Source organism: Mycolicibacterium tusciae (assembly GCF_002086795.1).
GTDB classification, from domain to species: Bacteria; Actinomycetota; Actinomycetes; order Mycobacteriales; family Mycobacteriaceae; genus Mycobacterium; species Mycobacterium tusciae.
On sequence record NZ_MVIM01000001.1, the window covers coordinates 117,902 to 135,089 of the forward strand.

The following is a 17,188-nucleotide window of genomic DNA, read 5'->3' on the forward strand; positions in this document are numbered from 1 at the left end:
CTCGAACATCGTGGTTCCTCCTTCCTGACATCGCTTACTGCACACGCGTGCAGTTACCAGGAACGTACTGCTCAAGCGGTAGAAATAGGGGATGTTGTGTGGCACGGATCACTGGACCGGCCAGTGTGGCGGCCGTCACATTCAGGCGGTTCGGACGTCGAAATCGCTGAGCTCGGGCGAGGCCAATAGTTCGCGGTGACGGATCGGCCGCCACGGGAAGAGCTCCGGCAGGCCGTCCTTGCCGAGATACCAGCTCTTGCACCCGGTCACCCAAACCGTCTGCGGCATAACGGCTTTCATCTGCTCGTTGTAATCCTTGGTGGCAACCTCGGTCGGCGCTGCTGTTGCGACGCGCCCGGACCGGATCTGATCGATCCACCACATCGCATAATCGGCCTGGCTTTCAGCGATGATCACCAGCGACTGGTTCCCGATCGGCGAATGCGGTCCGATCAGCATGAACAGGTTCGGAAAGCCAGGCACCGCGACCGACCGATAAGCCTGCGGTCCGTCTGCCCACGCCTCCTCGAGCGTGAGTCCGTTCTCTCCGACGAGTTCGATCGGATGAACGTATGCGTGGGCGTCGAAACCCGTGGCGAGCACGAGCACATCGAGTTCGTGTAACACGCCGTCCGTGGTCACGACGCCGCCCGCCTCGACATGATCGATCGCCGCGGTGACCAGCTCGACACCCGGCTTCTGGATCGCCCGGTAGTAATGCGAGGACATCGCCAGCCGTTTGCACATCGCCTGGTGGTCGGGCGTCAGTCGCCGGCGCATCTGGGGATCGCGCACCGAAAGGCGCAGATTCCAACGGCACAGCGCGGATACGAAGCGACGCTGCCAACCCGGTGCGACGACCGCAGGGGCCAAGCCGTTCTCAAAGAAGTACTGCCAGAACCGGTAGCTCGCTCGGTTCAGGGCTGGCCAGCGGCGCATCGCCGCGCCGGTGCGCCGCGCGTAGCGCGGGTTCGGCATCGGAAGGACCCATTGGGGCGTGCGCTGGAAGATCGTGAGGCCACGCACCTTGCCGCCGAGTTCGGCGGTGATCTGTACACCCGTCGATCCCGTTCCGATCAATCCAATTCTCTTGTTGGACAGCGGAACCGAATGATCCCATCGCGCCGAATGGAACGTCGCGCCTTCGAAGCTGTCCAGTCCGGGAATATCCGGATACCGCGGTATGCGCAGCACACCGGTCGCCGTCACGACGACGTCGAACTGCTCCTCGCCGGTGGGAGAACAGACAGTCCACCGGCCGTTGCGGTATCGCGCGGCGGCCACTTCCGTGCCGAACCTGATATGGCCGGTGATGCCACGCTCGTCGGCGACCTGTCGGAAGTAGCGGTGGATCTCCGGACCCGGCGACATGAATCGCGACCAATCGGGATTGGGCCGAAAGGAGTACGAGTAGAAACGCGACGGGACGTCGCAACTCAACCCGGGATAGGTGTTGTCGCGCCAGGTCCCGCCGACGTCGTCGGCGGACTCGTAGATCACGAAGTCGTCGATGCCGGCGTCCTGCAACTTGACCGCCATGCAGATGCCGGACATGCCCGCACCGATTATCGCAACCCTGAGGGCTCGTTGTGTCGGCATGATCAACCCCTCCCGATGCACGGACGGTACGCCCGACGAGCGCAGATGTTTCCGAAATCGCGCGTTGGTCGGCGGTGACGAAACCCTCTCCGAGCCGGCCGCTCGGTGCGGCCGGCCGGCCGGCAGATCTACAGCCGGCCCATCTCCCGCGACATCAGCGCGTCCTCCAGATAGGCGAGCCGCCTGGCCCGGTAACGCTGCGCAGGCGGTCGCGAGTCGGAGACCAGCCCGCTCATCGCCTGAGACATCGACTTCATCGCCACCGACCAGCGGCTCGGCCGCACGCTGGGCAGCGTCGTCGCCGCCGCCGTGGCGAACAGCACCTGCTGCTCGGTGATCAGCGTCGTTCCCTCGGCCGTGGGGGCCGGGATCACGGCGGGCGACGCCGTTCGACGGAATGTCGGACGAATGGTGGTCAAATCGATCATGGCTTTCTCCCGCCGTGTGCGCCCGGGCTGCCCGGGCTCCTACCAGGAAAAAGTACGAGCGTGGTGCCGGTCGCACATGCGTAGGCGACTACCCCAATGGGTGGTCGATCCGCCGGCGCCCGGGCGTACCGTGAACTGGTGGCCAGAACCCGCGACCAGGATGCCTGCCCGGGGGCGTTGCAGGTTCACCAGGCCGCGGACGGAGCCTTGGCCAGGGTGCGGCTTCCGGGCGGGATGATCACCGCTCAGCAGATCGAATCCCTGGCACTCGCGGCGACGCAGTGGGCTTCCCCGGCAATGGAACTGACCTCGCGCGGCAACGTCCAGATCCGCGCTGTCACCGACACCGCCGCCGTCACCGAGGTGTTGGCGGCGTCGGGTCTGCTGCCCTCGGAGACGCATGAGCGGGTGCGCAACATCGTGGCCTCACCGCTGTCCGGTCGCGTCGGCGCGGGTGCGGATATCCGCGCCATGGTCGGCGCACTGGACCAGGCCATCCAGCGGCAGCCGACGCTCGCCGGCCTGCCCGGCAGGTTCCTGTTCGGCATCGACGACGGACGAGGCGACGTGAGCGGACTGGGGGCTGACGCCGGGGTTCAGATCGTCGGCGATTCGGCGGCGCTGCTGCTGGCCGGCCGCGATACCGGCGTCCGAGTGCCGGCCGCCGACGCGGTCCCGACGCTCGTGACCGTGGCGGACCGGTTCGCCGTCAGTCGCGGAACACACTGGCGTGTAAGCGAGCTCGACGACACAGAGCGATTGCTGGCGGGATTTGCGTTGACCGCCGAACCCGGTGCGACGTGGCCCCCGGTGAGTCGGCCGCCGGTCGGCTGGATCGAGCAGAACGACGGCCGCGTCGCGCTGGGCGCCGCTGTTCCGCTGGGCGTCCTCAACGCCCGCGTCGCCGAGTACCTTGCGGCCATCAACGCGCCGATGGTGATCACGCCCTGGCGTTCGGTGCTCGTCTTCGACCTCACCGAGGATGTCGCCGACGTTGCGCTGCGGGTACTGGCGCCCATGGGTCTGGTGTTCGATGCGAACTCGCCCTGGTTGTCGGTCAGTGCTTGCACCGGAAGCCCGGGCTGTGAGCGCTCTGCTGCCGACGTCCGGGCCGACGCCGCCGCAGCCGTGGCTGTGGCTGAGCCGGCGACCGGTCATCGGCACTTCGTCGGATGCGACCGCGCGTGCGGCAGCCCTGCGACAGGTGACGTGCTGGTCGCGACCGGAGACGGATACCGGCCGCGAGACACCCACCCGTAGGGTGATCGGGTGCTCGACTACATCCGCGACGCCGCCGAGATCTACCGGCAGTCGTTCGCGACCATCCGCGACGAAGCGGACCTGTCGCGGTTCCCCGATGACGTCGCTCGTGTCGTGGTCCGGCTGATCCACACCTGCGGGCAGGTCGATGTCGCCGATCACGTCGCCTACAGCGACGACGTAGTCGCGAAGGCCCACGCCGCACTCGTCGCCGGAGCCCCCGTGCTGTGCGACTCGTCGATGGTGGCCGCGGGCATCACCAAATCTCGGCTGCCGGCCGGCAACGAGGTCGTCTCGCTTGTCTCCGACGAGAGGGCGCCCGAGCTGGCCGAGCGACTGGGCACCACACGGTCCGCCGCGGGCGTCGACCTGTGGGCCGACCGGCTCGGCGGCGCCGTGGTCGCCATCGGCAACGCGCCGACCGCGCTGTTCCGGCTGCTCGAACTCGTCGACGAAGGCGCTCCCACGCCCGCCGCGGTGCTGGGCGGACCGGTCGGGTTCGTCGGCTCCGCACAGTCCAAACAGGAGTTGATCGAGCGGCCGCGCGGGATGTCGTATCTGGTGGTCAAGGGACGCCGCGGCGGCAGCGCGATGGCCGCGGCCGCTGTGAATTCTATTGCGCAAGAACGCGAATGACAGATCAGCGAGGAACCCTCTGGGGCGTCGGGCTCGGTCCCGGCGACCCTGAGCTGGTGACGGTCAAGGCGGCGCGGGTCATCGGTGCGGCCGACGTCGTCGCCTACCACAGTGCCAGGCACGGGAAGAGCATTGCGCGCGGCATCGCCGAGCCTTATCTACGGGCCGGCCAGATCGAAGAGCACCTGGTGTACCCGGTGACCACAGAGACCACCGAACATCCCGGCGGTTACGCCGGAGCGATGGAGGATTTCTACCGCGAGTCCGCCGACCGGATCGCGGTACATCTCGAGGCGGGCCGCGACGTCGCCCTGCTCGCCGAGGGCGATCCGCTGTTCTACAGCTCCTACATGCACATGCACACCCGGCTGACCGAGCGGTTCGACGCGGTGATCGTCCCCGGCGTCACGTCGGTGAGCGCCGCTTCGGCGGCGACGGGCACTCCCCTGGTCCAGGGCGAGGAGGTGCTGACGATCCTGCCGGGGACCCTTCCGGTCGACGAACTCAAGCGCAGGCTGGCCGACACCGACGCGGCCGTCGTCCTCAAGCTCGGCCGTTCGTATCCGGCAGTGCGCGAAGCGCTTTCGTCGGCGGGTCGCCTCAATGAGACCTTCTACGTGGAGCGCGCGAGCACACCGGCGCAACGAGTGCTGGCCGCCGCGGACGTCGACGAGACATCGGTGCCTTACTTCTCGCTGGCGATGCTGCCGGGAACCCCCCGGCCCGAGACGCAGCGCGGCAGCGTCGCGGTGGTCGGACTCGGGCCCGGCGATACCGAGTGGATGACCCCGCAGAGCCGACGGGAGCTCGCGTTGGCCACGGATCTCATCGGGTACGGCCCCTACCTGGACCGCGTCGGCGCTCGCGACGGTCAGCGCCGCCACCCCAGTGACAACACCGATGAACCCGCCCGGGCCCGCTTGGCATGCACGCTGGCCGAACAGGGCCGCGCTGTCGCGGTGGTGTCCTCCGGGGACCCTGGAGTGTTCGCGATGGCGACCGCGGTGCTCGAGGAGGCCAAGGAATGGCCTGGCGTGAAGGTGCGGGTCATCCCCGCGATGACCGCGGCGCAGGCGGTCGCGAGCCGGGTCGGGGCGCCGCTGGGCCACGACTACGCCGTCATCTCGCTGTCCGACCGGCTCAAGCCGTGGGAGGTGATCGCGGCGCGACTGACCGCCGCCGCGACGGCCGACCTGGTGCTGGCCATCTACAACCCCGCATCCAAGAGCAGAACCTGGCAGGTCGGGGCAATGCGCGACGTGTTGCTCGAACATCGCGATCCGGGAACGCCCGTGGTGATCGGCCGCGACGTATCTGGTCCCACCGAAGAGGTGCGGGTGGTGCGGCTGGCCGATCTCGATCCGGCCGACGTCGACATGCGCACCCTGCTGATCGTCGGTTCGTCTCAGACGCAGTGGTACCTGAGCGACGCCGGGGACACCGTCTTCACGCCCCGGCGCTACCCCACCTAGGATCTGACGACCATGGGCATTCCACACGGACCCGAAGATGTAACGGCGGCATGGCTGGGGTCGGTGCTCGACGCCGACGTGAGCGAGGTCGACGTCACCGCGATCGGTACCGGCCAGACCGGTGCGACGTATCGGGTCTCGGCGACGTATGCCGCTCCGCAGGCGGGCCTGCCGAACTCGTTTGCGGTCAAGCTCTCCGCGCAAGATGATGCGGTCCGCGAACGCGTGGCGCTCGGATACCGGTCGGAGGTCGAGTTCTACTCGCGGATCGCCGACCGGATGCGCATCCCGGTACCCCAGAGTTATTACTGCGACATCTCCTCCGACGGCGCCGATGTCGTGCTGCTGCTCGGCGACATGGCGCCTGCGGTGCAAGGCGATCAGATCGCCGGGTGCTCTGAACAGGAGGCCACGCTGGCGGTGGAAGCGCTGGCCGGCCTGCACGGCCCAAGCTGGTGTGATCCGGAGTGGATGGATCTGGCCGCCATCGCCATGCCGAAACCCGGTGACGACGACGCCGCCAAGGGCCTCGGCGACATCTCCACGATGGCCGCCGACATCGTGCTCGACAGGCTCGGCGCGCGCATCAGCCCCGAGGATCAGGAAACCCTGGTTGCTTCAATGGCTTCCGTCGCCGCGTGGCTGAGGGCCGAGCCGAAACGGTTCGCACTCATGCACGGCGACTACCGGCTCGACAACATGCTGTTCGACCCGGACCGCACCCGCATCACCGTCGTCGACTGGCAGACCGTCGGAATCGGCCTGCCGGGACGCGACCTCGCCTACTTCACCGGGACGAGCTTGGAACCGGCGTTGCGCGCCGACGTCGAGCGCGGCCTCGTCGAGACCTACCACCAAGCGCTACTCGGGTACGGGATCACGGATTACGACGCCGAAACCTGTTGGCGCGACTACCGCCTCGGCGCCGTACAGGTTCCGCTGCTCGTCGCTCTCGGTACCGCCTTCGCGGCCACCACCGACCGCGGCGATGACATGATGCTGGCCATGCTCAGCCGCGGCTGCCAGGCCATCCGCGATCTGGAAACGCTCGAACTGATCAACTCGTACCAGTCGTCCTGACCCACGCGACCGCGTCGTCGACCGTGGTCACGGTTCTGACACCCGGCGGCAGTGCCGGCCGCTCGACCATGACCACGGGAATGCTCAGCGCGGCCGCGGCGTCGAGCTTGGGTCGGGTCATCGCGCCGCCGCTGTTCTTGGTCACCAACGCGTCGATGCGGTGTGCACGCAACAACTCCAGCTCGCCCTCGTAGCGGTAGGGGCCGCGCGACAACAGGATCTGGTGGTGCGCCGGAAGTGCGTCGGCATCCGGTGCGGTCACCGCGCGGATGAGAAACCAGGCATCGGCATCTCTGAATGCGGCCGTCCCGGTACGTCCCGTCGTCAGGAGGACCCGCGAAAAGCCTTGTTCGGCAACCACTTTTGCGGCCTGAATGTCGGACGTCACCATGATGGCGTCACCGGAGGGCCAGGCGGGCCGGGCGAGCAGCAGGTGCGGCACCCCGAGTTCCGCGCAGGCCGCCGCGGCATTGGCCGTGATGGTCGCCGCGAATGGGTGGGTGGCGTCGACGACCGCGTCGACGACGCTTTCACGTAACCAGTTCCGCAGCCCGTCGACACCGCCGAACCCGCCGATTCGCACCTCACCCACCGGCAGCGCCGGGTCGGGCACCCGGCCGGCCAAGGAACTGATCACCTCGGCATCAGGATGCAGCCGGGCCGCCAGCGCACGGGCCTCAGACGTACCGCCCAGCAACAAGATCCGCATCAATGCCGTTCCCGGCGGGCCCGACCGGCGGAGTAGAGGTAACTGTCGGCGAACCCTTCGGCGGCGAGCACCTCGCCGACGACGATCACCGCGGTCCGAGTGATCTCCGCGGAATGCATCTGCTCGGCGAGATCGGCGAGCGCGCACCGGATGATCTGCTGTTGGGGCCAGCTGGCGAACGCCACGACGGCACATGGCGTTTCGGGCCGGTATCCGCCCGCCAGCAACTGCGGAACGATCGCATCGATCTGAGCGGCGGCGAGATGGAGAACCAGCGTGCCGCCAGAGGCCGACACCGTCGCCAGATCCTCGCCCGGCGGCATCGCCGTCGACAGTGTCGCCACCCGGGTGAGCGTGACGGTCTGCGCCACTCCGGGGACGGTGAGCTCTCGTCCGAGTGCCGCGGCGGCCGCCGCGAAAGCCGGTACACCGGGTACGATTTCGTAGTCGATGCCAAGCGTGTCGAGGCGGCGGCACTGCTCGGCGACCGCGCTGTAGATCGACGGGTCGCCGGAATGCAGCCGGGCCACATCATGGCCCGCGGCGTCGGCGTCGGCGATCTCGGTGATGATCGCGTCCAATGCCAGGGGGCCGGTGTCGATCACCCTTGCGTCGGGTGGGCACAGTGCGAGCAGGTCTTCGGGCATGATCGAGCCGGCATACAGGCAGACGGGGCAGCGATTGAGCAACCGCTGTCCGCGCACGGTGATGAGATCGGCCGCGCCCGGGCCTGCCCCGATGAAGTAAACGGTCATCGTTTGGTCACCGACCACTGCGTGATGGGCATCGCCGGCCGCCACCCGGTGAACCCGCCCAGTGGCTCGCCCCGTTGATACTCGAATCGGACAAGATCCCCGCCATATCGCGAATACCATTCGGCGACAACCGCTTCCGACTCGACGGTCACGGTGTTCACGACCAAGCGTCCGCCTACCGTCAACCGGTCGTAGCACGCCTCGAGTAGGCCCGGCTGCGTCAGGCCCCCGCCGATGAAGATCACAGCGGGCGGTGGCACGGAATCGAAGGTGCCGGGTGCGTCGTCCTGAACCTCGACGTGGGCGCCGAAGGCAATCGCGTTCTCGGTGATGCGCTTGCGTCGCTCTTCGTCGCGTTCGAATGCGACCGCATGACAGCCGGGTCCGCTGCGGCACCACTCGATTGCGATGCTTCCAGACCCGGCCCCGACATCCCACAGCAGTTCGCCCGGCCTCGGTGCGAGCGCGGCCAGGGTCAACGCGCGTACCGGCTGTTTGGTGATCTGGCCGTCGTTGGCGTACGCCTCGTCGGGCATGATCGCGAACCGGCGCTCGTCGGGCAGGTATCGCACGGCGATCACATTGAGATCGTCGACATCGCCCGGCGGGCGGGCGGCCCACTCGCGTGCGGTGGCCGTGCGGCGCCGCTCCGCAGGTCCGCCGAGCTGCTCGAGCACGGTGATCTCCGAGTCGCCGCGCCCCGTGTCGGTGAGCAACCTTGCCAACGCCGCCGGGCTGGTGGCGTCCCGGGACAGCACGACGGCCTGCCCGCCGCGCCGGACCGCGGTGTGTGGCTCGCTGGTGACGAGGCTGATGATCTCGGTGTCCTGCACCGCCCACCCGACCCGCGAACACGCCAGCGTCACCGACGACACGTGCGGCAGCACGACGACATTCTCGGCGCCGTGCAGCCGGATCAGCGAGCTGCCCACGCCGTGCAGCAGTGGGTCGCCGCTGGCCACCACGTGCACATCGGCTCCGGCCCCGTCGAGGATCGTGCGCATCGCCGGCAGCATCGGTGACGGCCACGCCCGGCGCACAGCGGTGACACTGCCGTCGAGCAGATCCAGCTGGCGTCGTGACCCGTGAACGACTGTAGCCCTGGCCAATTCGGCCCGCGACACCTGCGCCAGCCCAGACATGCCGTCGGCGCCGATTCCAACGACGATGATCATCTGGGCATCCTTCGCCACACGAACCGCGGCGTCATTCGGAAGGCGAACGCCAGTGCTGCGATCGCCCCGGGAACCCACACCGCGCCGCGGCCCTTGCGCAGTGCCCGCACTGCCGCGTCCGCCACCTGCTGTGGGGTGCTCGACAGCGGCGCCGGCTTCATTCCCTCGGTCATCCGTCCGATCACGAAACCTGGCCGCACCACCAGTAGCCGCACCCCGGATCCGTGCAGCGCGTCGGCCAGCCCGCTGCAGAAGCCTTCGAGTCCCGCTTTGGCCGAACCGTAGACGTAGTTGGCCCGCCGCACGCGGGCGCCCGCGATCGAGGAGAACGCCACGATGCGGCCAGAACCCGCGGCTGACATCGTCGCGGTCAGCACTGTCAAGAGGCTGGCTTGTGCGACGAAGTCGGTGTGCAGGATCGCCGCCGCATGCGTGGGGTCCCGCTCCGCGCGGGCCTGGTCGCCGAGAATCCCGAACGCGAGCACCGCGGTGTCGATCGGACCGAAGTCGGCAACGATGGAGTCGACGAGCGGGCGGTGCGCTTCCAGCGCGTCGGCATCGAACTCACGCACCGCCACCGCGGCGGCGCCGGCTGCCCGCACGGCCGCGACCTGTTGATCGAGATCGCCGCAGCGGCGCGCCGCCAGCAGCACGGTCGAGCCGGGCGCCAACCGCTTCGCCACCTCGAGTCCGATCTCGCTGCGTCCGCCGAAGATCACGACGAACTCGGTATCGGCCGTGTCATCCACGGTTGCGATTATGGCCTGCGCTAAGTTGGGCCCTGATGGCCCAGTCAAGTCGTCGGGCAACAACCCGACTCACCAACGACGCGATCGCGTTCCTCTCCGAACGCCATTTGGCCATGCTGACCACGCTCCGGTCGGACAATTCGCCGCACGTGGTGGCCGTGGGCTTCACCTTCGATCCCAAGACGCACATCGCCCGGGTGATCACCTCGGGCGGCTCCCAAAAGGCGGTCAACGCCGAGAAGCAGGGTGTTGCGGTCCTGAGCCAGGTCGACGGCGCGCGGTGGCTGTCCCTGGAAGGCAAGGCGGCGGTCAACCCCGACCCGGACGCGGTGCGTGATGCCGAATTGCGGTACGCGCAGCGGTACCGCACGCCACGGCCCAACCCCAAGCGCGTCGTGATCGAGGTCCGCGTCGAGCGCGTGCTGGGGTCCTCGGACCTGCTCGACCGCGCTCCGGACTAGCCCGAGGCGGCCGGGCCCGCAGGCACCACGACCAGGTCGTGGGGGCGGTTGTTGACCGAGAGGGCGCCGTCAGCCGTGACGATCACGATGTCCTCGATCCGCGCACCCCACTGGCCAGGGAAATAGATGCCTGGCTCGACGGAGAACGCCATGCCCTCCTCGAGGGGCAGATCGTTGCCCGCGACGATGTAGGGCTCCTCGTGCACCGACAACCCGATGCCGTGGCCGGTGCGGTGGACGAACGCGTCGGCCAGTCCTTCGGCGGCCAGCAGGTCGCGGGCGGTGGCGTCGACCTGCTCTGCGGTGATGCCGGGCCGCACGGCGTCGACCGCGGCCTGTTGGGCGCGCTGGAGAACGGCGTAGCGCCGCGCGACCTCGGGATGGGGCTCACCGATGCTGTACGTCCGGGTGGAGTCGGAGTTGTAGCCGGGCTCGTACGGCCCGCCGATGTCCACGACGACGATGTCGCCGGCCCGCAGTTCGCGGTCAGAGCATTCGTGGTGCGGGTCGGCACCATGCGGCCCGGAGCCGACGATGATGAATGCGACCTCCGAATGCCCCTCGGCGACAATCGCTTCTGCGATATCGGCCGCCACGTCGGCCTCGGTGCGGCCGGGCACCAAGAACTCAGGGACGCGGGCGTGCACCCGGTCGATCGCCGCGCCCGCCTTGCGCAGTGCGTCGATCTCGCTGGGATCCTTGATCATTCGCAGCCGGCGTAGCACGTCGGTGGCCAGCACGGGCACCACCCCGAGCACGTCGGCCAGCGGGAGGAGGTGCAACGCGGGCATCGCGTCGGTGACCGCGACAGCGACGGCGGGCCGTCCAGACGATTCTGCTGGCGCCCCGCCGAGCGCATCGGCCACCAACGCGTACGGATCGTCGCCGTCGACCCAATCTCGCACCGCCACAGGTAGTTCGGTGATCGCCGAGTCTTTCAGCGACGCCAGCTCCAGTCGCGGTACCACCACGGTGGCCTCGCCGGACGTGGGCAGCACCAGCGCCGTCAGCCGTTCGAAGGTCTGCGCACGGGAGCCGACCAGATATCGCAGATCGTAGCCCGGCGTGATGACCAGGCCGGTCAGGCCCGCGTCGGCTGCCGCGGCGGCGGCCACCCGCAGGCGTTGTGCGTACACGTCGGTGTCGAATCGCGCAGGGCTGCTGGCGGGCATGGCTTTCAGGCTAATCGACTCGATAGCTGGTGACCTCGATGAGGTTACCGTCGGGATCCCGGTACCCCACGCTACTGTTTTAAACCGTGTCCGCTCCCCTGGTCTTGCTGGACGGCGCCAGCATGTGGTTTCGCTCGTACTTCGGTGTGCCCTCGTCGATCACGGCGCCCGACGGGCGGCCGGTCAACGCGCTGCGCGGCTTCCTGGACGCCGTCGCGACGGTCATCACCCGTGAACGGCCGGGTCGCCTCGTGGTGTGCCGCGACGACGACTGGCGACCCCAGTGGCGGGTCGACCTGATCCCGTCGTACAAGGCGCACCGTGTGGTGGAGGAGAACCCCGGCGACGAGCCTGACCTCGAGGAGGTGCCCGACGACCTGACACCGCAGGTGGACATGATCATGGAGGTGCTGGACGCGTTCGGCATCGCGACCGCGGGCGCACCGGAATGCGAGGCCGACGACATCCTGGGCGCGTTGACCATCCACGAGCGACGCGACCCGGTGGTCGTCGTCAGCGGCGACCGGGACCTTCTGCAGCTCGTCCGCGACGAGCCGGTGCCGGTCCGGGTGCTGTACCTGGGCCGTGGCCTGGCGAAGGCGACCAAATGGGGTCCCGAAGAAGTGGCCGACACCTACGGGGTGCCGGTGCAGCGGGCCGGCGCCGCCTACGCCGAACTCGCACTGCTGCGCGGTGATCCGTCCGACGGCCTGCCCGGTGTGCCGGGTGTCGGGGACAAGACGGCCGCGACGCTACTGGCGCAGCACGGCTCGCTGGAGGACATCCTGGCCGCCGCACGCGATCCGAAATCCAAGATGTCCAAGGCGTATCGGACGAAACTGATGGCGGCTGCCGACTACATCGAGAAGGCGGGACCCGTGGTGAAAGTTGCGAGCAACCTGGCTCCCGACGCCGAACTCGACTGGTCCACAGCGTCAGACGCGCTGCCGCTGGCCGCCGAACACCCGCGCAAGGTCGCCAAACTCGCCGAGCAGTATGGCGTCACGTCGTCGATCGCCCGGCTGCAGAAGGCTTTGGACGGCTTGCCGAACCGCTAGTTACTTGGGGCGGCCGACCTCGTAGGTGCCGCTGTCGTCCTGGAAGGTCACCGTCACCTGACGCTTGGTGCCGTCGATGCTGACCTCGCAGTCGAAGGTGCCACCCTTCTCGACCGTCGGGTTCTGGCCGTCGTTGCACTTGACGTTGGATACGTTCTTGGCGCCGTAGCCATTGGCCTCATCGGTCAGCACCCGCTGTACGCCGGTCTGCGCTGCATCGATATCGAGCTTGGTGGTGACGAAGAACCCGGGCTTCCAGAAGCCCATCACGAGCACCACGGCCACTATGACCGCCGCGAGCAGGCCGATCACACCGCCGATGACCGCCAGTGAGCGCTTCGACCCCTCCTCGGTGGCGGGCGCCCCGTACTGCCCGGGCTGCCCGAACTGACCGGGCTGCTGGCCGTACTGCCCGGGCTGGCCGTACTGGGTCGGTTGCTGGCCATAGCCGGGCTGGCCGTACTGCGTCGCGTACTGGCTGGACGGGTCATAGCCGGGCTGCTGACCGTACTGACCCTGCTGTGGGTAGGCCTGCTGGCCGTACTCGGTGGGCTGTTGGTACTCCTGCGGCGGCTGGTATGCCGGCTGCTGCGGGTACTGGCCGTACTGCTGCTGTTGCGACGGGTCATACGCCGGTTGCGGCTGTTGTTGCGACGGGTCATACGCCGGCGGCTGCCACTGCGGCGCGGCCGTGGTCGGCTCGCTGGCCGCAGGCTGCTGCTGCCACTGGTTGGTCGGATCGCTTGCCGGCTGCTCCGCGGGCTGGTCCGGCTGCTGGCCGCCGGTCCAGTGCTGCGTCGGGTCAGATCCCTGCGGTCCGCTCATCTCACTCCTTGATCACCCGGTGCTGTGCTTGCCACACCCTACCCCGCATCAACAGCTACGACGCCGCGCCGAACGTCGTTGATCGCGCGTTTCGCGGTCGCCCGCAGCGCTGGGTCGGGCGCTGCGTTGCGCACCTGATCGAGTAGGTCCAGAACTTGGCGGCACCAGCGTACGAAATCCCCTGCCGACAGCGGGGACCCGGTGCCGCCGGTGTCCGATGCCGCCAGCGCTCTGGTGAGGTCGCCGGTGGAGGCCCAGCGATAAATGGGGGCGACGAACCCTTCGTCAGGTTCGCGGCTGTGACTGATCCGGTGGCGCTGTTCGTCGGCGCGCAGTTCGGTCCACAGCCGGCGGGTCTGATTCAGCGCGCGCCGCATCTTGCCGGTCGCGACGTCGGCACCACCCGGTGCGGTCGTCGTGTCGCCGCGCGACTCGTAGAGCACCGCCGACAGCACTGCCGCCAGCTCCGCGGCGTCCAGGCCCTCCCAGATGCCGCTGCGCAGGGATTCGGCGACCAGCAGATCGCTCTCGCTGTAGATCCGGGCCAGCAGACGGCCGTCATCGGTGACCTTCGGGTCGGCCGCACCCGCGCCTGCCTCGATGAAGCCCCGTTCGGTCAGCAGCGACACGATCTTGTCGAACGTGCGCGCCAGTGAATTCGTCGCCGCCGCGACCTTCTGCCGGATCTGTTCGTTGTCCCGCTCGACGCGCAGATACCGCTCGGCAAGCCGCGCCTTTTCCTCTCGATCGGCCAGTTGATGTGCGGGATGCCGGCGAACCTGTTCACGCAGCGACGCCAATTCGGGGTCGACGTCGCGTTCGGCGGGCTCACCGCTGCGCTTGCGCTTGCCCGCCGGAGCGTCCAGTCCGGCGGCGGCCGAGCGCAACGCCGAGGCGAGGTCGCGTCGGGCTCGGGGGTTGCGGTGTTCCACTCGCTTCGGCAGTGACATGGACCCCAGTGGTGCCGATGCCCCTGAGTAGTCCGCGGACGAGATCCGTCCGGCCCAGCGGTGTTCGGTCAGCACCAGCGGTCGTGGATCTTCGCTGTCGCGGGCGGGTTCCAAAACCACCGCCAGCCCGCCTCGCCTGCCCTGGGTGATGGTGATGATGTCACCGCGGCGCAGCGACTCGAGTGCGTCGTTGGCAGCTTTGCGCCGTTGCAGCCGTGACGCCCTGGACTGTGCCCGCTCCCGTTCGGAGATCTGCAGCCGCAACCGCACATAGTCCAGAATCGGAATCTCTCGACCCTTGATCGGCTCGCCGCCGGTGAGTTCGGCCGCGATCTCCTCGAGCATCTTCTCGCCACGTTCGATGCCGCGCACCAAACCCACGACCGACCGGTCTGCCTGGTACTGCGCAAACGAACTCTCCAGCAGCTTGTGCGCCTGTGCGGGGCCCATCTGGTGCACGAGGTTGATGGTCATGTTGTACGACGGCGCAAAGGAACTGCGCAGCGGGAAGGTACGGGTGGACGCGAGACCGGCGACCTCGGCGGGATCGACATCGGGAGTCCACAGCACGACCGCGTGGCCCTCCACGTCTATGCCCCGGCGTCCGGCGCGGCCGGTCAACTGCGTGTACTCCCCCGGCGTCAACGGCATGTGCTGTTCGCCGTTGAACTTCACCAGACGTTCGAGCACCACTGTCCGCGCGGGCATGTTGATGCCCAAAGCCAGTGTCTCCGTTGCGAAGACAGCCTTCACCAGCCCTGCGACGAACAACTCCTCCACGGTGTGGCGGAACACCGGCAGCATGCCGGCGTGGTGGGCCGCGAGGCCGCGCAGCAGCCCCTCGCGCCATTCGTGGTAGTCGAGAATGATCAGGTCGGCTTCGGGCAGGTCAGCGCACCGGCGGCCGATCACCTCGGCAATGCGGGCGCGTTCTTCGTTCGTCGTGAGCCGCAGCGACGAGCGCAGGCACTGCTTGACGGCGGCGTCGCAGCCGGCCCGCGAGAAGATGAACGTGATCGCGGGCAGCAGGTTCTCCCGCTCCAGGGTGCCGATCACGTCGGGCCGACTCGGACCCCGGTAGATGCTCGGACGCTCCCGATTGCGACCCCGGCCACGGGGCTGCCAATCGGCAAGCCGGTCGGCTTCAAGCCGATGTGAGATATGACGCAACAACTCCGGATCGACCAGCAACTCGCGCCCAGGCCGACGCGATGCCTGTTTCGCGCCCGTCGCGCGATAGTCGAACAGGTCGAACACCCGCTTGCCGACCATGACGTGCTGCCACAGCGGGACGGGACGATGTTCGTCGACCACCACCGTGGTGTCGCCGCGCACCGTCTGGATCCAGCCGCCGAACTCTTCGGCGTTGCTCACTGTCGCCGACAGACTCACCAGCAGGACGTCGTCAGGCAGGTGGAGGATCACCTCCTCCCAGACCGCACCGCGCATCCGGTCTGCCAGGAAGTGGACCTCGTCCATGACGACGTGAGAAAGGCCTTGTAGCGCAGGAGAATTCGCATACAGCATGTTTCGCAGCACTTCGGTCGTCATGACAACGATGTCCGCGTCACCGTTGATCGACTGATCGCCGGTCAGCAGACCGATCTTCTCCGGGCCGTATCGGCGGGCCAGATCGTTGTGCTTCTGGTTGCTCAGCGCCTTGATGGGGGTGGTGTAGAAGCACTTCCGGCCCGCTGCCAGCGCCAGGTGGACGGCGAACTCCCCCACCACGGTCTTGCCTGCACCCGTCGGCGCGCAGACCAGCACACCGTGGCCGTTCTCCAGCGCCTCGCATGCGGTCCGCTGGAACGGGTCGAGACTGAACGGCAGCCCTTCGGTGAAGCCCGCCAGCAGGGGCCCGTTAGGTGGCGTCGTCATCGACCACGAGCCGCGAGGCCGTCGGCACGGCGGCGGGCGCGTCGATCTGCTCGACACCGCCGATCGGCGCCGCCTGTTCGTCGGGAACCTCGTCGAGGGCCTCTCGACGCGCCTTGCGCCTGTCGTGGATGCGCGCGATCTGGATCGCGAACTCGAGCAGCACCGTCAGGGCCATTGCCAGTGCGAGCATCGAGAACGGATCCGAGCCGGGCGTGAAGAACGCGGCGAACACGAACAGGCCGAAGATCAGGCCGCGTCGCCACTTCTTGAGCTTCTCGTAGGGCAGGATTCCGACGAAGTTCAGCATGACGATCAGCAGCGGGAACTCGAAGCTGAAGCCGAACACCAGCAGCAGGTTGATCAGGAATCCGAAGTACTGGTCGCCGGACAGCGCCGTCACCTGGACGTCGTTGCCGACGGTCAAAAGGAATCCGAGGGCGGTGGACAGCACCACGTAGGCCAGCACCGCTCCCGCGATGAACAGGATGGCGCCGATGGCGACGAACGCGACGGCGAAGCGCCGTTCCTTCTTGTACAGGCCAGGGGTGATGAACGCCCACAGGTGATACAGCCAGACAGGGCAGGCCATCACGATCCCCGCCGTCAGCGATACCTTCAGACGAAGCATGAACTGGTCGAACGGCGCGGTGGCGAGCAGTCGGCAGGCGCCGTCGGGCGCGATGGTCGCGCGGTCGGAAGCGGGCAGTGCACAGTAGGGTCCCCGCAGCCAGTCGCCCAGGCTGGGCAGCCCGAAGACGCCGTGGGTGTACCAGAGGAAGCCGAGGATCGTCGTCACCACGATCGCGCAGACGGAGAGCAGCAGGCGCGTCCGCAGTTCGTGGAGATGCTCGACCAGCGACATGGTGCCGTCGGGGTTGACCTGCGAACGGCGCCGGCGAGGGTCGAGCTTCTTGAAGATTCCGGGGGTCTGCACGGCGATGCCTATGACGCGGCGTTACGCCGCGTGCGGTTGGTCTGCGT

16 protein-coding genes are annotated in these 17,188 nt (G+C 68.1%); 6 read left to right on the top strand and 10 right to left on the bottom strand.

Features of this window, described 5'->3' with window-relative positions; genetic code table 11:
- Nucleotides 1-141: 141 nt before the first annotated feature.
- Both BST47_RS00530 and BST47_RS00535 read right to left on the bottom strand, forming a co-directional pair.
- On the bottom strand, nt 142-1,599 hold the full coding sequence (locus tag BST47_RS00530; RefSeq protein ID WP_083123707.1) for a flavin-containing monooxygenase: 1,458 nt from the start codon (nt 1,597-1,599) through the stop codon (nt 142-144).
- A 128-nt stretch (nt 1,600-1,727) separates the two neighbouring features.
- On the bottom strand, nt 1,728-2,027 hold the full coding sequence (locus tag BST47_RS00535; RefSeq protein WP_133056188.1) for a hypothetical protein: 300 nt from the start codon (nt 2,025-2,027) through the stop codon (nt 1,728-1,730).
- Nucleotides 2,028-2,165: 138 nt separating this feature from the next.
- On the opposite strand from BST47_RS00535, the gene cobG reads away from it, so the two are divergent.
- The 4 genes from cobG to BST47_RS00555 are packed head-to-tail and all read left to right on the top strand — an operon-like array spanning nt 2,166 to nt 6,475.
- Nucleotides 2,166-3,287, top strand: a complete 1,122-nt coding sequence (cobG, locus tag BST47_RS00540; protein WP_083123708.1) for a precorrin-3B synthase — start codon at nt 2,166-2,168, stop codon at nt 3,285-3,287.
- A gap of 9 nt (nt 3,288-3,296) precedes the next feature.
- Nucleotides 3,297-3,923 carry a precorrin-8X methylmutase gene (locus BST47_RS00545; protein ID WP_083123253.1) on the top strand — a complete coding sequence of 209 codons (627 nt, stop codon included), beginning with the start codon at nt 3,297-3,299 and terminating at the stop codon, nt 3,921-3,923.
- On the top strand, nt 3,920-5,395 hold the full coding sequence (locus tag BST47_RS00550) for a precorrin-2 C(20)-methyltransferase (RefSeq protein ID WP_083123254.1): 1,476 nt from the start codon (nt 3,920-3,922) through the stop codon (nt 5,393-5,395). The genes BST47_RS00545 and BST47_RS00550 overlap by 4 nt, the downstream gene beginning before the upstream one ends.
- Nucleotides 5,396-5,407: 12 nt before the next feature.
- Complete coding sequence (locus tag BST47_RS00555) at nt 5,408-6,475, top strand: phosphotransferase family protein (RefSeq protein ID WP_083123255.1); 1,068 nt, start codon at nt 5,408-5,410, stop codon at nt 6,473-6,475.
- Here the strand turns inward: BST47_RS00555 and BST47_RS00560 are convergent.
- From BST47_RS00560 to BST47_RS00575, 4 genes are read right to left on the bottom strand one after another with little or no spacing between them, the layout of a single operon-like run.
- Nucleotides 6,453-7,184 (bottom strand): cobalt-precorrin-6A reductase, encoded by a 732-nt coding sequence (locus tag BST47_RS00560; protein WP_083123256.1) that lies wholly within the window; start codon nt 7,182-7,184, stop codon nt 6,453-6,455. The two genes, BST47_RS00555 and BST47_RS00560, sit on opposite strands and share 23 nt — an antisense overlap.
- Nucleotides 7,184-7,939: a precorrin-4 C(11)-methyltransferase gene (gene cobM, locus BST47_RS00565; protein ID WP_083123709.1), complete on the bottom strand. Its 756-nt coding sequence runs from the start codon at nt 7,937-7,939 to the stop codon at nt 7,184-7,186. The genes BST47_RS00560 and cobM overlap by 1 nt, the downstream gene beginning before the upstream one ends.
- Complete coding sequence (gene cbiE / locus BST47_RS00570) at nt 7,936-9,114, bottom strand: precorrin-6y C5,15-methyltransferase (decarboxylating) subunit CbiE (RefSeq protein ID WP_083123710.1); 1,179 nt, start codon at nt 9,112-9,114, stop codon at nt 7,936-7,938. Before cbiE ends, cobM begins: the two co-directional genes overlap by 4 nt.
- Complete coding sequence (locus tag BST47_RS00575; RefSeq protein ID WP_083123257.1) at nt 9,111-9,863, bottom strand: decaprenylphospho-beta-D-erythro-pentofuranosid-2-ulose 2-reductase; 753 nt, start codon at nt 9,861-9,863, stop codon at nt 9,111-9,113. The genes cbiE and BST47_RS00575 overlap by 4 nt, the downstream gene beginning before the upstream one ends.
- Before the next feature lie 35 nt (nt 9,864-9,898).
- Between BST47_RS00575 and BST47_RS00580 the strand changes: the two genes are divergently transcribed.
- Nucleotides 9,899-10,324, top strand: coding sequence for a F420-dependent biliverdin reductase (locus tag BST47_RS00580; protein WP_083123258.1), 426 nt, complete (start codon nt 9,899-9,901; stop codon nt 10,322-10,324).
- Here the strand turns inward: BST47_RS00580 and BST47_RS00585 are convergent.
- Entirely contained in the window at nt 10,321-11,496 is a 1,176-nt protein-coding gene (locus BST47_RS00585) for a M24 family metallopeptidase (RefSeq protein ID WP_083123259.1), read from the bottom strand. The two genes, BST47_RS00580 and BST47_RS00585, sit on opposite strands and share 4 nt — an antisense overlap.
- A gap of 86 nt (nt 11,497-11,582) precedes the next feature.
- Between BST47_RS00585 and BST47_RS00590 the strand changes: the two genes are divergently transcribed.
- Entirely contained in the window at nt 11,583-12,554 is a 972-nt protein-coding gene (locus BST47_RS00590) for a 5'-3' exonuclease (RefSeq protein ID WP_083123260.1), read from the top strand.
- Here the strand turns inward: BST47_RS00590 and BST47_RS00595 are convergent, their stop codons facing one another.
- Genes BST47_RS00595 through tatC form a run of 3 tightly spaced genes read right to left on the bottom strand, consistent with a single transcriptional unit; the run spans nt 12,555 to nt 17,141 of the window.
- The gene (locus BST47_RS00595; RefSeq protein WP_083123261.1) at nt 12,555-13,379 is read right to left on the bottom strand and encodes a DUF4333 domain-containing protein; all 825 of its coding nucleotides are present in this window, start codon (nt 13,377-13,379) and stop codon (nt 12,555-12,557) included. It abuts the gene before it with no gap.
- 38 nt (nt 13,380-13,417) lie between these two features.
- Nucleotides 13,418-16,207, bottom strand: coding sequence for a DEAD/DEAH box helicase (locus BST47_RS00600; RefSeq protein ID WP_083123262.1), 2,790 nt, complete (start codon nt 16,205-16,207; stop codon nt 13,418-13,420).
- Nucleotides 16,191-17,141 carry a twin-arginine translocase subunit TatC gene (gene tatC / locus BST47_RS00605; RefSeq protein ID WP_083123263.1) on the bottom strand — a complete coding sequence of 317 codons (951 nt, stop codon included), beginning with the start codon at nt 17,139-17,141 and terminating at the stop codon, nt 16,191-16,193. Before tatC ends, BST47_RS00600 begins: the two co-directional genes overlap by 17 nt.
- Nucleotides 17,142-17,188 lie beyond the last annotated feature (47 nt).

Bases quoted from the DNA above. Each gene is read 5' to 3' on its own strand.
- cobM (WP_083123709.1), bottom strand. From the start codon at position 7,939: ATGACCGTTTACTTCATCGGGGCAGGCCCGGGCGCGGCCGATCTCATC.
- BST47_RS00550 (WP_083123254.1), top strand. From the start codon at position 3,920: ATGACAGATCAGCGAGGAACCCTCTGGGGCGTCGGGCTCGGTCCCGGC.
- BST47_RS00535 (WP_133056188.1), bottom strand. From the start codon at position 2,027: ATGATCGATTTGACCACCATTCGTCCGACATTCCGTCGAACGGCGTCG.
- BST47_RS00595 (WP_083123261.1), bottom strand. From the start codon at position 13,379: ATGAGCGGACCGCAGGGATCTGACCCGACGCAGCACTGGACCGGCGGC.
- BST47_RS00600 (WP_083123262.1), bottom strand. From the start codon at position 16,207: ATGACGACGCCACCTAACGGGCCCCTGCTGGCGGGCTTCACCGAAGGG.
- BST47_RS00585 (WP_083123259.1), bottom strand. From the start codon at position 11,496: ATGCCCGCCAGCAGCCCTGCGCGATTCGACACCGACGTGTACGCACAA.
- BST47_RS00580 (WP_083123258.1), top strand. From the start codon at position 9,899: ATGGCCCAGTCAAGTCGTCGGGCAACAACCCGACTCACCAACGACGCG.
- BST47_RS00555 (WP_083123255.1), top strand. From the start codon at position 5,408: ATGGGCATTCCACACGGACCCGAAGATGTAACGGCGGCATGGCTGGGG.
- BST47_RS00530 (WP_083123707.1), bottom strand. From the start codon at position 1,599: ATGCCGACACAACGAGCCCTCAGGGTTGCGATAATCGGTGCGGGCATG.
- BST47_RS00560 (WP_083123256.1), bottom strand. From the start codon at position 7,184: ATGCGGATCTTGTTGCTGGGCGGTACGTCTGAGGCCCGTGCGCTGGCG.
- cbiE (WP_083123710.1), bottom strand. From the start codon at position 9,114: ATGATCATCGTCGTTGGAATCGGCGCCGACGGCATGTCTGGGCTGGCG.